Genomic DNA, 13362 nt, shown 5'->3' on the forward strand with positions numbered 1-13362 from the left:
ATGAAAATAGCCCATGTTGCTCTGTGGACCCGTGACATCGACGCGCAGCTGGCGTTCTGGCAGCGCTATTTCAACGGTGCAGCGGGGGAGGAGTACGTCAGCCGCAATCGGCCGGGGTTCGTTTCCCGTTTCGTCAGCCTGGCGGCCGGGCCGACGCTGGAGATCATGCGCGTGCCGACGTTGCTGCCGGCGCAGGCGCAGGAGGAGCGGGTCGGTTGGGCGCACATCGCGCTGTCGCTGGGGGATGAACGGCAGGTCGATCGGTTGGCGCAGCGCGCGCAGCAGGAGGGCATTTTGCTGTCCGCGCCGCGCTGGACCGGCGACGGTTTCTACGAGGCCGTCATTCGCGATCCAGACGGCAATGCGATCGAAATCACCGCCTGATCACTCTTCTTCAATGCTGGCGAACTGCTCGCCCAGATAGTCGAGCAGCAGCCGCACCGCCGGCAGCAGGCCGCGGCGCGACGGGTAAACCGCATGCACCACGCCGCCCTGCGGCTGCCAGCCCGGCAACAGTTGCACCAGCTCGCCGCGCAGCATGTCGTCGCGCATCATCATCGCCGGCAACTGAACGATGCCGGCGCCGGCGATGGCGGCGGTGCGCAGCATCAGCATGTCGTCGGTGACCAGCCGCGGCGTGTGCTCCCACTCCACCCGTTCACCCTGCGGGCCGGTCAGCCGCCATTGGTGCTGACCGCGCGCCGGGCCGAGATCGAGCGTCGGGTATTTACGCAGGTCTTCCGGCGTGTGCGCCGGCCCGAGGGTGCGCACCAGCGCCGGGCTGGCGGCGACGCACCAGGTGCGCTGCGCCAGGATTTTCAGCACCAGATCGCTGTCCTCCAGCGGCGGCGGCCGCACGCGGATCGCCAGATCCAATCCTTCCCCCACCACGTCCACCCGGCGGTTGGTGGCCTCCAGATGCACCGTCACCTTGGGATAATCGGCCATAAAGGCCGCCACCATGCTGCCGACGCGAGTGTGCAGGATCGCCACCGGGCAGGACATGCGCACCGTGCCGCAGGGCTCGGCGCGCGTCTGTTCGATCGCCTGCTGCGCCGCTTCCGCTTCCACCAGCATCGCCTTGCAGTGCGCGTAATAGGTTTGGCCGACCTCAGTCACCGAGAAGCGCCGCGTCGAACGCTGGATCAGGCGCACGCCCAACCGCTCCTCCAGCAGCGCCACGCGGCGGCTGAGCTTGGATTTGGGAATGCCCAGCGCCCGGCCGGCGGGGGCGAATCCCTGGTGATCGACCACGCTGGCGAAGAAAAACAGATCGTTCAGATCGGTCAGCATCGTATCCCTTATCGTTCTATCAGTAGAACGCTGAGTGTACATCTTGCCTACTACTGCAGCAAACTCCGGCGGATTAAACTTCTGACATCAACTTAAGGCCGTGAGGTCTGAAACGGGAGTTCAAGATGAAAAAAATCCTCGGTATTCACAACAGCCCGGAAGCACATTGGGTCGGTAACGGTTTCCTGGTGAATTCGCTGTTCTCTTATAACGATTTGGGGGCGGAAATGAGCCCGTTCCTGCTGCTGGATCACGCGGCGCCAACCAAATTCCGCTCCGCCTCCGGCACCCGTGGCGTGGGTCAGCACCCGCATCGCGGGTTTGAAACGGTGACCATCGTCTATCAGGGCGAAGTGGAACACCGCGACTCGACCGGCAGCGGCGGGGTGATTGGCCCCGGCGACGTCCAGTGGATGACCGCCGCCTCCGGCATCCTGCACGAAGAGTTCCATTCGCGGGACTTCTCGCGCAAGGGCGGCACCATGGAAATGGTGCAGCTGTGGGTCAACCTGCCGGCCAAGGACAAAATGGCCGAGCCGGGTTACCAGACGCTGTTGAACGCCGATATTCCGGTGGTTCCGCTGGCGGACGGCGCAGGGCAGGTGCGGGTGATCGCCGGTGATTTTGGCGGCCACGCCGGCCCGGCACGCACTTTCAGCCCGCTCAACGTGTGGGACATGAAGCTGAATGCCGGCCATACCACCACGCTGACGGTGAAAGAAGGCCATACGCTGGCGCTGGTGATGCTGCACGGCGCGATCCTGGTCAACGGCGAAGACGTGGTACGTGAAACCCAAATGGTGCGTTTCGACCGGGCGGGGGATTCGATCACCATCGAAGCCAACAACGACGTCGCGCTGCTGGTGCTGAGCGGCGAACCGATCGATGAGCCTATCGTCGGCTACGGCCCGTTCGTCATGAACAGCGACGCGGAAATCCAGCAGGCGTTCCGCGATTTCAACAGCGGCAAGTTCGGCAGCATGAACGCCGAAGCGAGCGCCGGTTGAACTTTGGCGCCTGGGGCGGGCCGTGTTTCCCGGCTCAGGCGCTACACTTAAACCTCAACGCCCCGCCGCAAGGCGGGGCGTTCCATCCGCAACATCAACCCCACAGGAGTAAAACCATGACTGCAAACTACAAGCGCCTCGACAAAGACCAGGCCGCCGTATTGCTGGTGGATCATCAGGCAGGGCTGCTTTCGCTGGTGCGTGATATCGATCCCGATCGGTTTAAAAACAACGTGCTGGCGCTGGGTGATTTAGCGAAGTACTTCAACCTGCCGACCATTCTCACCACCAGTTTCGAAAACGGCCCCAATGGCCCGCTGGTGCCGGAACTGAAAGCCCAATTTCCCGATGCTCCCTTTATTCCGCGCCCCGGCCAGATCAACGCCTGGGACAACGATGACTTCGTCAAAGCGGTAAAAGCCACCGGCCGCAAGCAGCTGATCATCGCCGGCGTAGTGACCGAAGTGTGCGTGGCATTCCCGGCGCTGTCGGCGCTCAATGAAGGTTTCGAGGTCTTTGTGGTGACCGACGCCTCCGGCACCTTCAATGAGCTGACGCGTCAGTCGGCCTGGAGCCGCATGGAAGCCGCCGGTGCGCAGCTGATGACCTGGTTCGGCGTCGCCTGCGAGCTGCACCGTGACTGGCGTAACGATATCGAAGGGCTGGGCACGCTGTTCTCCAACCATATCCCGGACTACCGCAACCTGATGACCAGCTATAACACGCTGACGAACGGTAAGTAACGCGACGACCCTTTACCCAACCTTTCGCCTTTCATCACGTTAGACACGGGATGTAAGCAAAACGCAGTGAGGCGAAAAGGTAGCGAAAAGCGGCTTTCTCATGGGCCGGGGGCGGGGTAGCGTAATCCCGAACCCGGCAAATGAGGCTAATTCAATGAAACAAGCAATCAAGATCCTGGCGCTGCCCTGCATGGGCATGGCGCTATTGTTCAGCGCGAGCGCGATGTCGGCGCCTGAGAAGCCTGCGGCCAACGCGTTGCCGCCTTTGATGGATGCGCCGATGCGCATGCCGCCTTTCCCGGGCGGGCACCCGCCCAAGCCGGGATTCTGCCACGGCGGCGAGCTGTTCTGCGCCACCTCGGCCAGCGACAATCCGGTGGAAACCATCAACAAACTGACGGCGGTAATCCCGGCGGGCAGCGCCAAACATTACGAAGTGCGCGTCGCGGTGGTGGCCGTGCCTGACGCGCCGCCTGCGTCTTAACGAGCCCTGTCATCCCGTCCTGGCCTGGGCGCGCCAGGCGCGTTAGGCTAAGGAGAGCGGTTCTCGGGAGGCGGGATGACCCTTTTATCACAGCTGCCTTATCTCCAGCCCGGCGATCGCGCGCTGTTGTTCGACGGCGAATGCAATCTGTGTCACGGGCTGGTGAGATACCTTATTCGCGCCGATCGGCAGCGGCGCATTCTGTTGGCGACGGTGCAATCCGTCGAAGGGCAGGCGATCCTGCAGGCGCTGGGATTGCCGACCGATCGATTCGATTCCGTGGTCTATGTTGAGCAGGGGCGCTGTTGGCTACGTTCGGCGGCGTTGTTTCAGGCGCTGCGCCAATTGGGATGGCCGTACCGCGCGCTGGCGCTGGCGCGTTACCTGCCGCCGCGACTGGCGGACAAGGTCTATGATGCGGTCGCCGGCAATCGCTACCGGCTGTTTGGCCGCAACGACGGCAGCGGCCTGCCGGGCGCCGATCAGCCCGGGCGTTATCTGTCTCGGCGGCGGGAGCCGCCGGCCTGAGCTTTACGCTTCTTTACCATCCAATCGCTTGAAATATCAGCACTCCAACTCCATATAATGGAACGTTCAACCAACAAGGAGCGCGTATGGGAATCAGTGAAGAAGAGCGCATTCGCCGTTTGACCCAGGAGAAAAACGACATGGGCAATACGGCGAAATGGGTGGCGATCGTTTCCGCCGTGTACTTTGCCTTGATGGTGTTTTACGGCCACCCGACCGGCGTGTTGGCGATGTCGGGCGCGGTGTTCATCGTGTCGACCACGACCTGGCTAAAGAAGCGTCAGAAGGTCAAATCTTATCGCATGGCATTGGCCAAAATCAGCGACGATCAGCCCTGATAGTCGCCGCGCTTTAGTGTGTACACCAGGCTCGGCGCGGCGCCGGGCACGTCATCCAGCGTATCCACCCGCCGCATGCCGATCTTTTCCAGCACTCGCCACGACGCCTGATTCTCCGCTCGCACAATGGCGGAAATTTCCTCCATCGCCAATCCGACAAAACCATATCGCAGCGAAGCCCGCGCCATCTCGGTGGCCAACCCCATGCCCCAGACGCGTGTATCGAATCGATAGCCGAGGTTCACGGTGCGCTGCGCGCCGAGCGGTTTCCAGGACAATCCGCCAAAGCCGATAATCCAATCCGGCCGTTCGCGCAGGGCGATCGCCCAGGAACCGTAACCGTGTTGTTGCCACCCGGAAATCCTCTCTTGCAGCGCCGAGGCGGCCTGCGCTTCGCTGGTGAGCGGGCCGGCGGGATTGAAACGCTGGGTTTGCGGATCGCCGAAGATGGCGTAGAAACGTGCGAGATCCGCCATCACCGGCGGGCGCATCTGCAGGCGTTCGCTGAAAAAAGGGTCTGAAGGAGTAAGGCTCATCATCGTTTCTCCCGGCTGGATAAATGAACAGTGTTCACTGTAGACCAGATTGGTGAAACGGGAAATCCCCCTCTGCGGGTGAGAGGGGGCGAAGGGAATTACAGGAAGGAGTCGTCGTCGTCGCTGTAATCGTCGTCGGCGTAATCCGTGTCGTCCTGATAGCTGGCGTTCTGGAAGCCGTTGTCCTGGTTCAGGAAGCTGCCACCATCGCCGTTGTTGAAGGTATCGAGGTTGTTGGAGGCGTCGAAATTGCGCATTGCGCTGTCGTCCAGCGGCGCCGGGGTTTCCTCGATAATATTTACGATTTCCTGTGGTTGCGAATGGCGGAACATGCCGGTCAGCATGTCGGCCAACACCACGCCGCCAGCGACGCCCGCCGCCGTTTGCAAGGCGCCTCCCAGGAAGCCGCCGGCGCGTGAAGGCGCCGCCTGCTGCGGTTGGGCATAGGCAGGCTGCTGCTGCTGCGCGTAGCCCCCCTGCTGCGCGTTGTTCCAGGCCGCCGTATTTTGCTGCTGTGCCTGATACTGTTCGCGCGGGCTTGGCGTGCGGCTGCCGCCGCCGAACAGACCGGCCAGGAAGCCGCCGCTGCTCTGCTGGCCGTTGGCGGTTTGCTGCAGCTGTGCCACCTGAGCCTCCAGCTCTTTGACCCGCTGATCCATCTGCTTGAGCGCCGCCTCCTGAATAATCATCGCCTGCGCCATGTAATAAGGGGCGGAAGGCTGCTCGCGAATATGCTGGTTGATTTGCTGCTCTGCCTGGAGATCCCGTGGGCCCGTCTTGGTCTCGGCGTCTTTCAGGCGGCCAAACAGACCATCGATAAGGCGTTGTTCTTCGGATTGCATAGGAGTACCTCAGGAGATAAATAACGGTGCTGGATGATCATTATCATCGGTATTAATCACCCTAGCGCGTTTACATGAACCAATAAATAAATGGCGGGTAAACTTGCCTATGAATTTGTTACCAATTGCGGCAGCGGGATGAGCATCACCAGCTTCAAACCGGCGTGTTCTGCCGGGTGGAAGGTCAGTTGGCGATAGCGCAGTGCGCCTTGCCGAGAATGTTCGAACGCTCTTTCGCCGCCTTCGCGCGCCATGACGTCATGTTGCTTCCACCAGTGATTAAAGTCCGCGCTGTTGTGCGTCATGTTGCGCACGAAGGCGCGCATCTCTTCGGTATTTTGATGATGGCTGGTCTCGGCGCGAAACTCGGCCACCACGCGGCGAGCGCGTTCCTCCCAATCGCTGACCAGCGTTTTCGCCAACGGGTGGAAGAACATGAAGTGCAGCAGGTTGGGGCTGTTGGCCACATCCAGCCAGCCGCTGAACAGCGCCGCCGCCTGCGGGTTCCAGGCGACGACGTTCCAGGTCACGTCCAGCAGGTAGCAGGGCACCGTCATCTGGTGCACGCTTTGCAGCACCGCGTCGTTGGCGGTTTCGCGGTGTGTTTCCTGCTCGGGGTCGGCGACGCGCGCGAGGGTAAACAGGTAGTGGCGTTCGGCCGGGCCGAGTCGCAGCGCCTTGGCGATGCGTGCCAGCGTATAGGGGGAAATGGATACCTCGCGGCCCTGTTCGATCCAGGTATACCAGGTGGCGCTGATGCCGCTGATTTGCGCCAGCTCTTCGCGCCGCAGGCCGCTGGTGCGACGGCGCGAGGAGCTGGGCAGGCCGAGCATTTCCGGCGTGATGCGTTCGCGGTGCGCCCGCAGGAACGCGCCGAGGGCCTTTGGCCCGGATAAGGCTTCTGATGTCATAGCGTGGTACCTATTTATACCAGGATAACTGCTCATATTGTACCCGTATAGTAGCCTGATTATAGTAGCCGAAAGCCTTCAGGCACAGGCGCAAGCCGGATAATAACGGGAGCAAACATGAGCATCAGCAACAGCCATAAAAACGCGGTAGACCGGCAGTTCGGCGAGCAGGCCAACGCCTACTTAACCAGCGCGGTACACGCGCAGGGCAAGGATTTGCAACGCCTTGCACAGTTACTGGAGCCGCACGCCGACGCGCGCCTGCTCGATCTGGGCTGCGGCGCCGGGCACGCCAGCTTCACGGCGGCGGCCAGGGTGGCGCAGGTGGTGGCCTACGATCTGTCGGCGCAAATGTTGGCGGTGGTGAAGCAGGCGGCGGCGGAAAAAGGCCTGAATAACATTCAGCTGCAGCAGGGCGTGGCCGAGTCTTTACCGTTTGAAGACGCCAGCTTCGATCTGGTCATCAGCCGCTATTCGGCGCACCACTGGCACGACGTCGGCCAGGCGCTGCGCGAGGTCAGGCGGGTACTCAAACCGGGCGGCAGAGCGATCTTTATGGACGTGGTCTCGCCGGGGCATCCGCTGCTGGATATCTACCTGCAAACCGTGGAAGTGCTGCGCGACACCTCGCACGTGCGCAATTATGCGCCGGGCGAGTGGCTGACGTTATTGACCGAAGCCGGGTTGGTGGTGCGTGAGGTGACGTCGGATCGCTTGATGCTGGAGTTCGGCAGCTGGGTGGCGCGCATGCGCACGCCGGCGCATTTCGTTACCGCGATCCGCGCGCTGCAGCAAAGCGTGTCGCAGGAGGTGGCGGCGCATTTCGCCATTCAGCCGGACGGCTCCTTTACCAGCGATATCATGATGTTTGCAGTGACGAAGGGCTGAAAGCAACGGGGCAGCCGATGAAGGCTGCCCCGTGAAACGCGATCGACTGCGATACGCTTATTTTTTGTCTTCCAGCAGGCAGCGGTAGATCAGGCCGCCGATAATGCCGCCGACCAGCGGCACCAGCCAGAACACCCACAGCTGCTGCAGCGCCCAGGTGCCCTGGAAGATCGCTACGCCGGTGCTGCGCGCCGGGTTGACGGAGGTGTTGGTCACCGGGATGCTGATCAGGTGGATCAGCGTCAGCGTCAGGCCGATCGCCAGCGGGGCAAAGCCTGCCGGCGCGCGCTTGTCGGTCACGCCGTGAATAACGATCAGGAAGAAGGCCGTCAGCACCAGCTCAATCACGATCGCGGCTTGCAGAGAATAACCGCCCGGTGAGTGTTCGCCGTAACCGTTGGAAGCGAAGCCGCCTGCGGTGGCGTCGAAACCGGCTTTGCCGCTGGCGATCAAATACAGCACCGCCGCTGCGGCGATACCGCCGATGACCTGAGCGATAACGTAAGGAATCACGTCTTTCGCCGCGAAACGGCCGCCGGCGAATAAGCCGACGGTGACCGCCGGGTTAAAATGCCCGCCGGAAATATGGCCGACGGCATAGGCCATCGTCACCACGGTCAAACCGAAAGCGAGCGCGACGCCGAGGAAACCAATACCCAGCTGTGGGAATGCCGCTGCCAATACTGCGCTACCACAACCACCAAACACCAACCAAAATGTGCCAAAAAATTCAGCAAAAAGTCGCTTTGACATAGATTCCATCCTGCGGAATAGACTAACGGGCGTTAGCACTAAAAACTATAGAACAGCTTTTTGAGTTCATGCAGATATTCTATAGAATTTTCTTAATGCACCTTGAATAACGGCGGTATTAAATCCCTGGTATTTTATTTTGTCTATGAGAAAAACACCGTTTTTCCCCGTGCCGACGTGCGTTTGCCGTTTTTTTTATCTTTACTATAAGAATTTACCCTAAGCAAAATGGCGGGCTATTTTCGGGCGGTTTTTTCCAGCGGTTTTCTCCATTCAATACGCTCAGGTTAATTGCTAATTTCTATTTGCCAGCCAACCTTATTGCTTGTTTTACATTTGACGCAGCGCCTGTTGTCATCTAAGTGTCATGCTAAATTAATATCTTCTTCTGCCTGATAACGCTTCATTCAACCTCGGGTAAAAACATGAGAATAAAATCGCTCTCCCTGCTGTTGGCTTCGCTGTTTCCTGTATTCACCTACGCTGCAGATATTGAGGTGGCGCGTTATGTGGTCGGCTTCCCCGGCGGGGAGCGCGTCGCCTATCAGGGGGCGTTTGCCAAGCATTTCCCGCAGGGGCTGCCGGTGGGGATCGGCTCAGGGCTGTCGTTCAATCGCAAGCAGGGCGACGATCTGGTGCTGACGACGCTGACCGATCGCGGCCCGAATGCTGATGCCCCTGCGGTGGGCAAGCAAGAAGCCAAGATTTTCGCCAATCCGCAATTCACGCCTCTGTTGATGGATATTCGCATCGGCGGCGGCAAGGCCGTGGCCGAGAATGCGCGGCCCTTGCATGACGAAAAAGGGCCGATTAGCGGGCTGCCGCTGCCGAGCGAGCTGATTGGTTCCACGAACGAAGTGGCGTTGAACGACGCGCTGCAACCGCTGTCCGGCGATCGCCGCGGGTTGGATACCGAAGGCATCATCGGTGATGGCAACGGCGGCTATTGGCTGTGTGACGAGTATGGCCCGTTTCTGATCCACGTCGACGACAAAGGCAAAATTCTCGCCAAATATGGCCCAACGCCGCAGGCCGGCGAGCAGGCGGTGGCGAGCGGTTTGCCGAACATCCTGAAGTGGCGCCAGCCTAACCGCGGTTTTGAGGGGCTGACTCGGATGCCGGATGGGCGCATTCTGGCGGCGGTGCAGAGCACGCTGGATGTCGATGGTAAAGGCAAAAACAAGGCGCAGTTTACCCGGCTGGTGAGCTTCGATCCGCGCAGTGGCAAAACTGCGATGTATGGCTATCCCATCGATATCGACCGCTATAAAAAAGCCAAAGACGCCAAGATTGGCGATGTCGTGGCGTTGGACAACCAGCGCATCCTGTTGATTGAACAGGGAACCGGTAAAGATAAGACGATGATCAACAAGATCTATCTGGTGGATCTCGCGCAGGCCAGCGATCTGAGTACGTTTGATGGCCAGGATAAAGCGCTGGAGTTCGACGACGCGCAAGATCTGGCTAAACGCGGCGTGAAGCTGGCGCAGAAACGGGAAGTGGCGGATCTGCGCCAGTTGGGCTGGCGCCAGGAGAAAGCGGAAGGGCTGGCGCTGATCGACGATCGCACGCTGGCGGTGATCAATGACAACGATTTCGGCTTGCAGGCGAAGCTGGTGGATGCGTCGCCAAAGAGCAAAAAAATCGGCGACTACCAGTTGGAGAAAGAAGGGCGGTTGAGCCTCGACGGCGACAAGACCGACGCCCGTATCGAATTGCGCCCTCTGGAGCAGCCGGAGTCGCTGAGCGAGCTCTGGGTGCTCACCTTGCCGCAACCCTTGAAGTGATCGAGAGGGGGCGACAGCGCCCCCGTTCGCTTCAGGCTTCCGCGTGCCGCTGCGGCGCTCTGCCGCGCGAGATGCTCTCCCACACCGCCACCACCACCATGATCAGCGTCGTCAGGCCATTGACCATCAGCAGATCGGTTAAATAGGCGACAGGGGCCAATACCGCCAACGCCAGCAGCCCAACCAGGTGCGACAGCGGGAAGCGGCGATACACCAGCCGTTTATACAGCGCGTTGGCGAACAGGTAGAGCGCCGGGCCGAGCAGTAGCACCGCCGCCGTGGCGTGTTGGATGCGGCCATCGGGATGGGCGATCACCAGCTCGTTGGCCACGGCGCAGACGATGATGGCACCCACCAGCGCGACGTGCACGTAGTGGAAATAAGCGCCCAGCTGGCCGGGGTTTTCCGCCTGGCTGATGGCGTGGCTGCCTGCTTTGCTGCTGGTGTCGAAGTAAACCCACCACATCGCCAGGCTGCCGAGAAAGGCCACCAGCGAGGCGATGAGCACCGGCAGACTCCAGCTTTCCATCTCGCTCAGGGTGGCGCCGGTGATCAGAATGGTTTCCCCCAGCGCCACGATAACGAACAGCTGGCAGCGCTCCGCCAGATGGTGGCCTTCGATGGTCCATTCGCTGCTGCTGTCCGAGCGCCCCAGCACCGGCAGACGGAAGCCGAACATCGGCGAGACGTATTCGCACAAGACGGCGATCGCCCACAGCGCCAGGCGGGCGTTGCCTTCCTCCAGCCCACCGGCGATCCAGAAGACGGCGGAGATGCACAGCCAGCCGAGGATGCGGCGAAAGTTCTGTTTCAACGGGTGACCAGGCGCCAGCAGGCGCAGCACCGTGACAGAGCGGCCGACCTGAATGGCGACATAGAACAGCGCGAAGATCAGGCCGCGCTCGCCAAACGCCTGTGGCAGCGCGGCGGCGGCGAACAGCCCCAGCAGCATGATCGCGAACAGCAGCAGGCGGATCTGACGGGTATCCGGATTGAACCAGTTGGTGACCCAGGCGGTGTATTGCCAGGCCAGCCAGACGGCGAACCACAGCAGCAGGGTTTCCAGCGCGCCGGTCAGCGTCAGATGATGCAACAGATAGTGGGAGAGTTGGGTCACGGCGAAAACGTAGATCAGATCGAACAGCAGCTCGGAAAATGACACCGAAGCGCCCTGACCGTCACGCACGCGCAGCAGGTTTTGCGACATAAGCGTTCTTCCTTAAAAGGGTAAGCCACAAAATCAGCGTAGCTCAGCGCGCTCCGGTGGGTAAAAAATCTTAAATAGACGCAGCGCGCGTTCTTTCTTTCACCCTGCCTTTAATTGTTCATCAAATAGGGGTAAGGTGAAGCCTATAAAGCCACTCTCGCCTGAAAATACACACCTGCTCTCACTTCCTCCTTATTCTCCTCACAATGATTGATGTTCTTTACGTTGCATGACGTCCGTTTTCATTGGCTGGCGGATAATTAACATCACTGACAACGAGCTAATAAACAAGAACACCTGGAGTCAATCATGAAACTCATCCCAAGCATCGCAGCCGTATTGATCGCCGCCGCTTCCTTCTCCACTTTCGCCGCGCCGCTGTCGTCGGTGAAACAGGTCAACAGCGAGCAGGCCGCCAATCTGCAAAGCATCGGCGTCGTGTCGGTTTCCGGCATTAGCGGCTCACCGCATGATGCCATCACCGCCCTTAAAGAAAAAGCCGCGGCGGACGGCGCCAGCCATTATCGCATTATCGGTCTGGACACCCCCGGGGATTCCAGCAACTGGCGCGGCAATGCGGAAATTTATCGCTAAGCATTGGTTTTTTTACGCTCTGGCCGCGGCAACGCGGCCAATAAAATAAACGGTCGCAATAATTATCTGAATAGTCGGTGTATAAAAGACTTATTCTCAGGTCATTATTACGGCCGTTTTTCTTTGCGTGCCGTTGATGAGGTTGCATTTTATTACAACTGTGTCTGCCGCTTTCGGAATCATGTTAATGATTACTTAAGAAATTCGGCTCACATTGAGGGCTTAACCCAAGGAGGCCTCAATGTTAAATGCGACCCGGCTGCAACTGATGAATCACTTCGCTTACCTGCAGCAATTTATGGCTTCACCGCGCACCGTCGGTACGCTGGCACCTTCTTCCCCGTGGCTGTGTCAGGCGATGCTGAACCAGATTGAATGGACCCGGGCGCTGTCGATCGCGGAACTGGGGGCGGCCGACGGGGTGTTGACCAAACGCATTTTGGGGCGGATGCGCGCCGATGCGGCGCTGGAGGCTTTCGAAATCCAGCCCCATTTCGTGCATCGGCTGCGCGGGATAGACGATCGGCGGCTGCAGGTGATGGGCCATTCGGCGACCCGGATGGCCACGGATTACGACGTGGTGTTTTCCTGCCTGCCTCTGCTGTCGATCCCGGTCAGGATCAGCGTGCGCATTCTTCAGCAGGCCCGGCAGCGGCTGCTGGCGCGCAACGGCACGCTGGTGCTGTTCCAATACAGCCACCTGTCGGAAAAATTGCTGTCCCGCTATTTTCACTGGAGGCGCCTGCGGGTGGTGCGCAACTTCCCGCCGGCGCTGGTGTATGTCTGTACGCCGCGTTAGCTACAGCGTTTTCGCCATCACCACCACGTCTTCGTCATGCTGCCGCCGGCGTTCCAGAGGTTGCCAACCCCAGCCGGCGTACAGCGCTTCCGATTTGTCGGTGATGAGATGCAGAACCGAGTGATGGCGCTGCCGTGCCGCCTCGACGATGGCCATTTCAAGACGGTGGGCGATGCCCTTGCGGCGGTGATCGGGATGCACGAAGACGCCGGCCAGCCACGGGGTGAGATCCTGGCGCTGATGGTCGTCGCTGGGCCACAGGCTGGCCATGCCCACCGGACGATCGCCGTCGATCATCATCAGCGTCAGGTGGTCGTCGCTTGGCCGGCTGCATTGGGCGAAACGCAGCTGGGTGCGCGCCAGCGAACCGCCGCGCTGTGAGCCCCATTGGCCGAAAGCCCAGGCGGCGCACACATCGGCAAACTGCGGGCACTCCGACAGCGGAATGATGCGTTGAGTCATGGCGGTCTCCCGGTTTTTTTGCTGTTTCCCCCTCCTATTTAACCGATTTTTCCGCCATTTTTTTAACTTTTTAAAGCCGCTATTTTAGCGGTTTCACGGTGTTTCACCGCGTGCCCGGCACCGTTTCCCGGATTTCTTTTGGCAATCGCGGCGTGGGATTGCAAGTGCTAATGAGAGTGATTATCATGCG

The 13362-nt window shown here is 60.2% G+C and carries 17 protein-coding genes; 10 read left to right on the forward strand and 7 right to left on the reverse strand.

Annotated features, from left to right (window positions below; genetic code table 11):
• A complete protein-coding gene (locus IT763_RS04305; RefSeq protein ID WP_049299704.1) occupies nucleotides 1-384 on the forward strand; it encodes a VOC family protein in 384 nt (127 codons plus the stop codon).
• Here the strand turns inward: IT763_RS04305 and IT763_RS04310 are convergent, their stop codons facing one another.
• Nucleotides 385-1293: a LysR family transcriptional regulator gene (locus IT763_RS04310; protein WP_033634044.1), complete on the reverse strand. Its 909-nt coding sequence runs from the start codon at nucleotides 1291-1293 to the stop codon at nucleotides 385-387. It abuts the gene before it with no gap.
• 125 nt (nucleotides 1294-1418) lie between these two features.
• Here IT763_RS04310 and IT763_RS04315 point away from each other — a divergent pair, with 125 nt between their 5' ends.
• From IT763_RS04315 to IT763_RS04335, 5 genes are all read left to right on the forward strand, one after another.
• Nucleotides 1419-2300, forward strand: coding sequence for a pirin family protein (locus tag IT763_RS04315; RefSeq protein ID WP_016928920.1), 882 nt, complete (start codon nucleotides 1419-1421; stop codon nucleotides 2298-2300).
• Between the two features lie 116 nt (nucleotides 2301-2416).
• On the forward strand, nucleotides 2417-3043 hold the full coding sequence (gene ycaC, locus IT763_RS04320) for an isochorismate family cysteine hydrolase YcaC (protein ID WP_004928476.1): 627 nt from the start codon (nucleotides 2417-2419) through the stop codon (nucleotides 3041-3043).
• Between the two features lie 154 nt (nucleotides 3044-3197).
• Nucleotides 3198-3527 (forward strand): hypothetical protein, encoded by a 330-nt coding sequence (locus tag IT763_RS04325; RefSeq protein WP_049299703.1) that lies wholly within the window; start codon nucleotides 3198-3200, stop codon nucleotides 3525-3527.
• A 75-nt stretch (nucleotides 3528-3602) separates the two neighbouring features.
• The gene (locus IT763_RS04330; RefSeq protein WP_049299702.1) at nucleotides 3603-4055 is read left to right on the forward strand and encodes a thiol-disulfide oxidoreductase DCC family protein; all 453 of its coding nucleotides are present in this window, start codon (nucleotides 3603-3605) and stop codon (nucleotides 4053-4055) included.
• Nucleotides 4056-4141: 86 nt separating this feature from the next.
• Nucleotides 4142-4393 carry a hypothetical protein gene (locus IT763_RS04335; protein WP_016928917.1) on the forward strand — a complete coding sequence of 84 codons (252 nt, stop codon included), beginning with the start codon at nucleotides 4142-4144 and terminating at the stop codon, nucleotides 4391-4393.
• Here IT763_RS04335 and IT763_RS04340 read toward each other — a convergent pair.
• The 3 genes from IT763_RS04340 to IT763_RS04350 all read right to left on the reverse strand — a co-directional run bounded on the left by IT763_RS04340 (nucleotide 4384) and on the right by IT763_RS04350 (nucleotide 6682).
• Nucleotides 4384-4932: a GNAT family N-acetyltransferase gene (locus IT763_RS04340; RefSeq protein WP_016928916.1), complete on the reverse strand. Its 549-nt coding sequence runs from the start codon at nucleotides 4930-4932 to the stop codon at nucleotides 4384-4386. The genes IT763_RS04335 and IT763_RS04340 overlap by 10 nt on opposite strands.
• 95 nt (nucleotides 4933-5027) lie before the next feature.
• Nucleotides 5028-5771 carry a DUF2076 domain-containing protein gene (locus tag IT763_RS04345; protein WP_049299701.1) on the reverse strand — a complete coding sequence of 248 codons (744 nt, stop codon included), beginning with the start codon at nucleotides 5769-5771 and terminating at the stop codon, nucleotides 5028-5030.
• A 107-nt stretch (nucleotides 5772-5878) separates the two neighbouring features.
• A complete protein-coding gene (locus IT763_RS04350; RefSeq protein WP_016928914.1) occupies nucleotides 5879-6682 on the reverse strand; it encodes a helix-turn-helix transcriptional regulator in 804 nt (267 codons plus the stop codon).
• A gap of 117 nt (nucleotides 6683-6799) precedes the next feature.
• On the opposite strand from IT763_RS04350, the gene IT763_RS04355 reads away from it, so the two are divergent.
• Nucleotides 6800-7570, forward strand: a complete 771-nt coding sequence (locus tag IT763_RS04355; protein WP_049299700.1) for a class I SAM-dependent methyltransferase — start codon at nucleotides 6800-6802, stop codon at nucleotides 7568-7570.
• Between the two features lie 57 nt (nucleotides 7571-7627).
• On the opposite strand, the gene aqpZ is transcribed toward IT763_RS04355, so the two are convergent.
• The gene (aqpZ, locus tag IT763_RS04360; protein WP_004940529.1) at nucleotides 7628-8323 is read right to left on the reverse strand and encodes an aquaporin Z; all 696 of its coding nucleotides are present in this window, start codon (nucleotides 8321-8323) and stop codon (nucleotides 7628-7630) included.
• Between the two features lie 425 nt (nucleotides 8324-8748).
• Between aqpZ and IT763_RS04365 the strand changes: the two genes are divergently transcribed.
• The gene (locus IT763_RS04365; protein ID WP_049299699.1) at nucleotides 8749-10110 is read left to right on the forward strand and encodes an esterase-like activity of phytase family protein; all 1362 of its coding nucleotides are present in this window, start codon (nucleotides 8749-8751) and stop codon (nucleotides 10108-10110) included.
• A gap of 31 nt (nucleotides 10111-10141) precedes the next feature.
• On the opposite strand, the gene IT763_RS04370 is transcribed toward IT763_RS04365, so the two are convergent.
• The gene (locus IT763_RS04370; RefSeq protein WP_016928910.1) at nucleotides 10142-11317 is read right to left on the reverse strand and encodes a low temperature requirement protein A; all 1176 of its coding nucleotides are present in this window, start codon (nucleotides 11315-11317) and stop codon (nucleotides 10142-10144) included.
• Between the two features lie 309 nt (nucleotides 11318-11626).
• On the opposite strand from IT763_RS04370, the gene IT763_RS04375 reads away from it, so the two are divergent.
• Nucleotides 11627-11911 carry a YdgH/BhsA/McbA-like domain containing protein gene (locus IT763_RS04375; protein WP_004940519.1) on the forward strand — a complete coding sequence of 95 codons (285 nt, stop codon included), beginning with the start codon at nucleotides 11627-11629 and terminating at the stop codon, nucleotides 11909-11911.
• A 241-nt stretch (nucleotides 11912-12152) separates the two neighbouring features.
• Nucleotides 12153-12710: a class I SAM-dependent methyltransferase gene (locus tag IT763_RS04380; RefSeq protein ID WP_016928909.1), complete on the forward strand. Its 558-nt coding sequence runs from the start codon at nucleotides 12153-12155 to the stop codon at nucleotides 12708-12710.
• Here IT763_RS04380 and IT763_RS04385 read toward each other — a convergent pair whose 3' ends face one another.
• Nucleotides 12711-13172 carry a GNAT family N-acetyltransferase gene (locus tag IT763_RS04385; RefSeq protein ID WP_049299698.1) on the reverse strand — a complete coding sequence of 154 codons (462 nt, stop codon included), beginning with the start codon at nucleotides 13170-13172 and terminating at the stop codon, nucleotides 12711-12713.
• Nucleotides 13173-13362 lie beyond the last annotated feature (190 nt).

The organism is Serratia sp. CMO1 (genome assembly GCF_015689115.1).
Taxonomy (GTDB): Bacteria; Pseudomonadota; Gammaproteobacteria; order Enterobacterales; family Enterobacteriaceae; genus Serratia; species Serratia marcescens.

What these genes read in the sequence shown, in the direction of transcription:
- IT763_RS04335 (WP_016928917.1), top strand. Translation starts at nt 4,142, where the DNA reads ATGGGAATCAGTGAAGAAGAGCGCATTCGCCGTTTGACCCAGGAGAAA.
- IT763_RS04305 (WP_049299704.1), top strand. Translation starts at nt 1, where the DNA reads ATGAAAATAGCCCATGTTGCTCTGTGGACCCGTGACATCGACGCGCAG.
- IT763_RS04350 (WP_016928914.1), bottom strand. Translation starts at nt 6,682, where the DNA reads ATGACATCAGAAGCCTTATCCGGGCCAAAGGCCCTCGGCGCGTTCCTG.
- IT763_RS04340 (WP_016928916.1), bottom strand. Translation starts at nt 4,932, where the DNA reads ATGATGAGCCTTACTCCTTCAGACCCTTTTTTCAGCGAACGCCTGCAG.
- IT763_RS04345 (WP_049299701.1), bottom strand. Translation starts at nt 5,771, where the DNA reads ATGCAATCCGAAGAACAACGCCTTATCGATGGTCTGTTTGGCCGCCTG.
- IT763_RS04325 (WP_049299703.1), top strand. Translation starts at nt 3,198, where the DNA reads ATGAAACAAGCAATCAAGATCCTGGCGCTGCCCTGCATGGGCATGGCG.
- IT763_RS04355 (WP_049299700.1), top strand. Translation starts at nt 6,800, where the DNA reads ATGAGCATCAGCAACAGCCATAAAAACGCGGTAGACCGGCAGTTCGGC.
- IT763_RS04380 (WP_016928909.1), top strand. Translation starts at nt 12,153, where the DNA reads ATGTTAAATGCGACCCGGCTGCAACTGATGAATCACTTCGCTTACCTG.
- IT763_RS04365 (WP_049299699.1), top strand. Translation starts at nt 8,749, where the DNA reads ATGAGAATAAAATCGCTCTCCCTGCTGTTGGCTTCGCTGTTTCCTGTA.
- IT763_RS04375 (WP_004940519.1), top strand. Translation starts at nt 11,627, where the DNA reads ATGAAACTCATCCCAAGCATCGCAGCCGTATTGATCGCCGCCGCTTCC.
- aqpZ (WP_004940529.1), bottom strand. Translation starts at nt 8,323, where the DNA reads ATGTCAAAGCGACTTTTTGCTGAATTTTTTGGCACATTTTGGTTGGTG.
- IT763_RS04385 (WP_049299698.1), bottom strand. Translation starts at nt 13,172, where the DNA reads ATGACTCAACGCATCATTCCGCTGTCGGAGTGCCCGCAGTTTGCCGAT.
- IT763_RS04330 (WP_049299702.1), top strand. Translation starts at nt 3,603, where the DNA reads ATGACCCTTTTATCACAGCTGCCTTATCTCCAGCCCGGCGATCGCGCG.
- ycaC (WP_004928476.1), top strand. Translation starts at nt 2,417, where the DNA reads ATGACTGCAAACTACAAGCGCCTCGACAAAGACCAGGCCGCCGTATTG.
- IT763_RS04310 (WP_033634044.1), bottom strand. Translation starts at nt 1,293, where the DNA reads ATGCTGACCGATCTGAACGATCTGTTTTTCTTCGCCAGCGTGGTCGAT.
- IT763_RS04315 (WP_016928920.1), top strand. Translation starts at nt 1,419, where the DNA reads ATGAAAAAAATCCTCGGTATTCACAACAGCCCGGAAGCACATTGGGTC.
- IT763_RS04370 (WP_016928910.1), bottom strand. Translation starts at nt 11,317, where the DNA reads ATGTCGCAAAACCTGCTGCGCGTGCGTGACGGTCAGGGCGCTTCGGTG.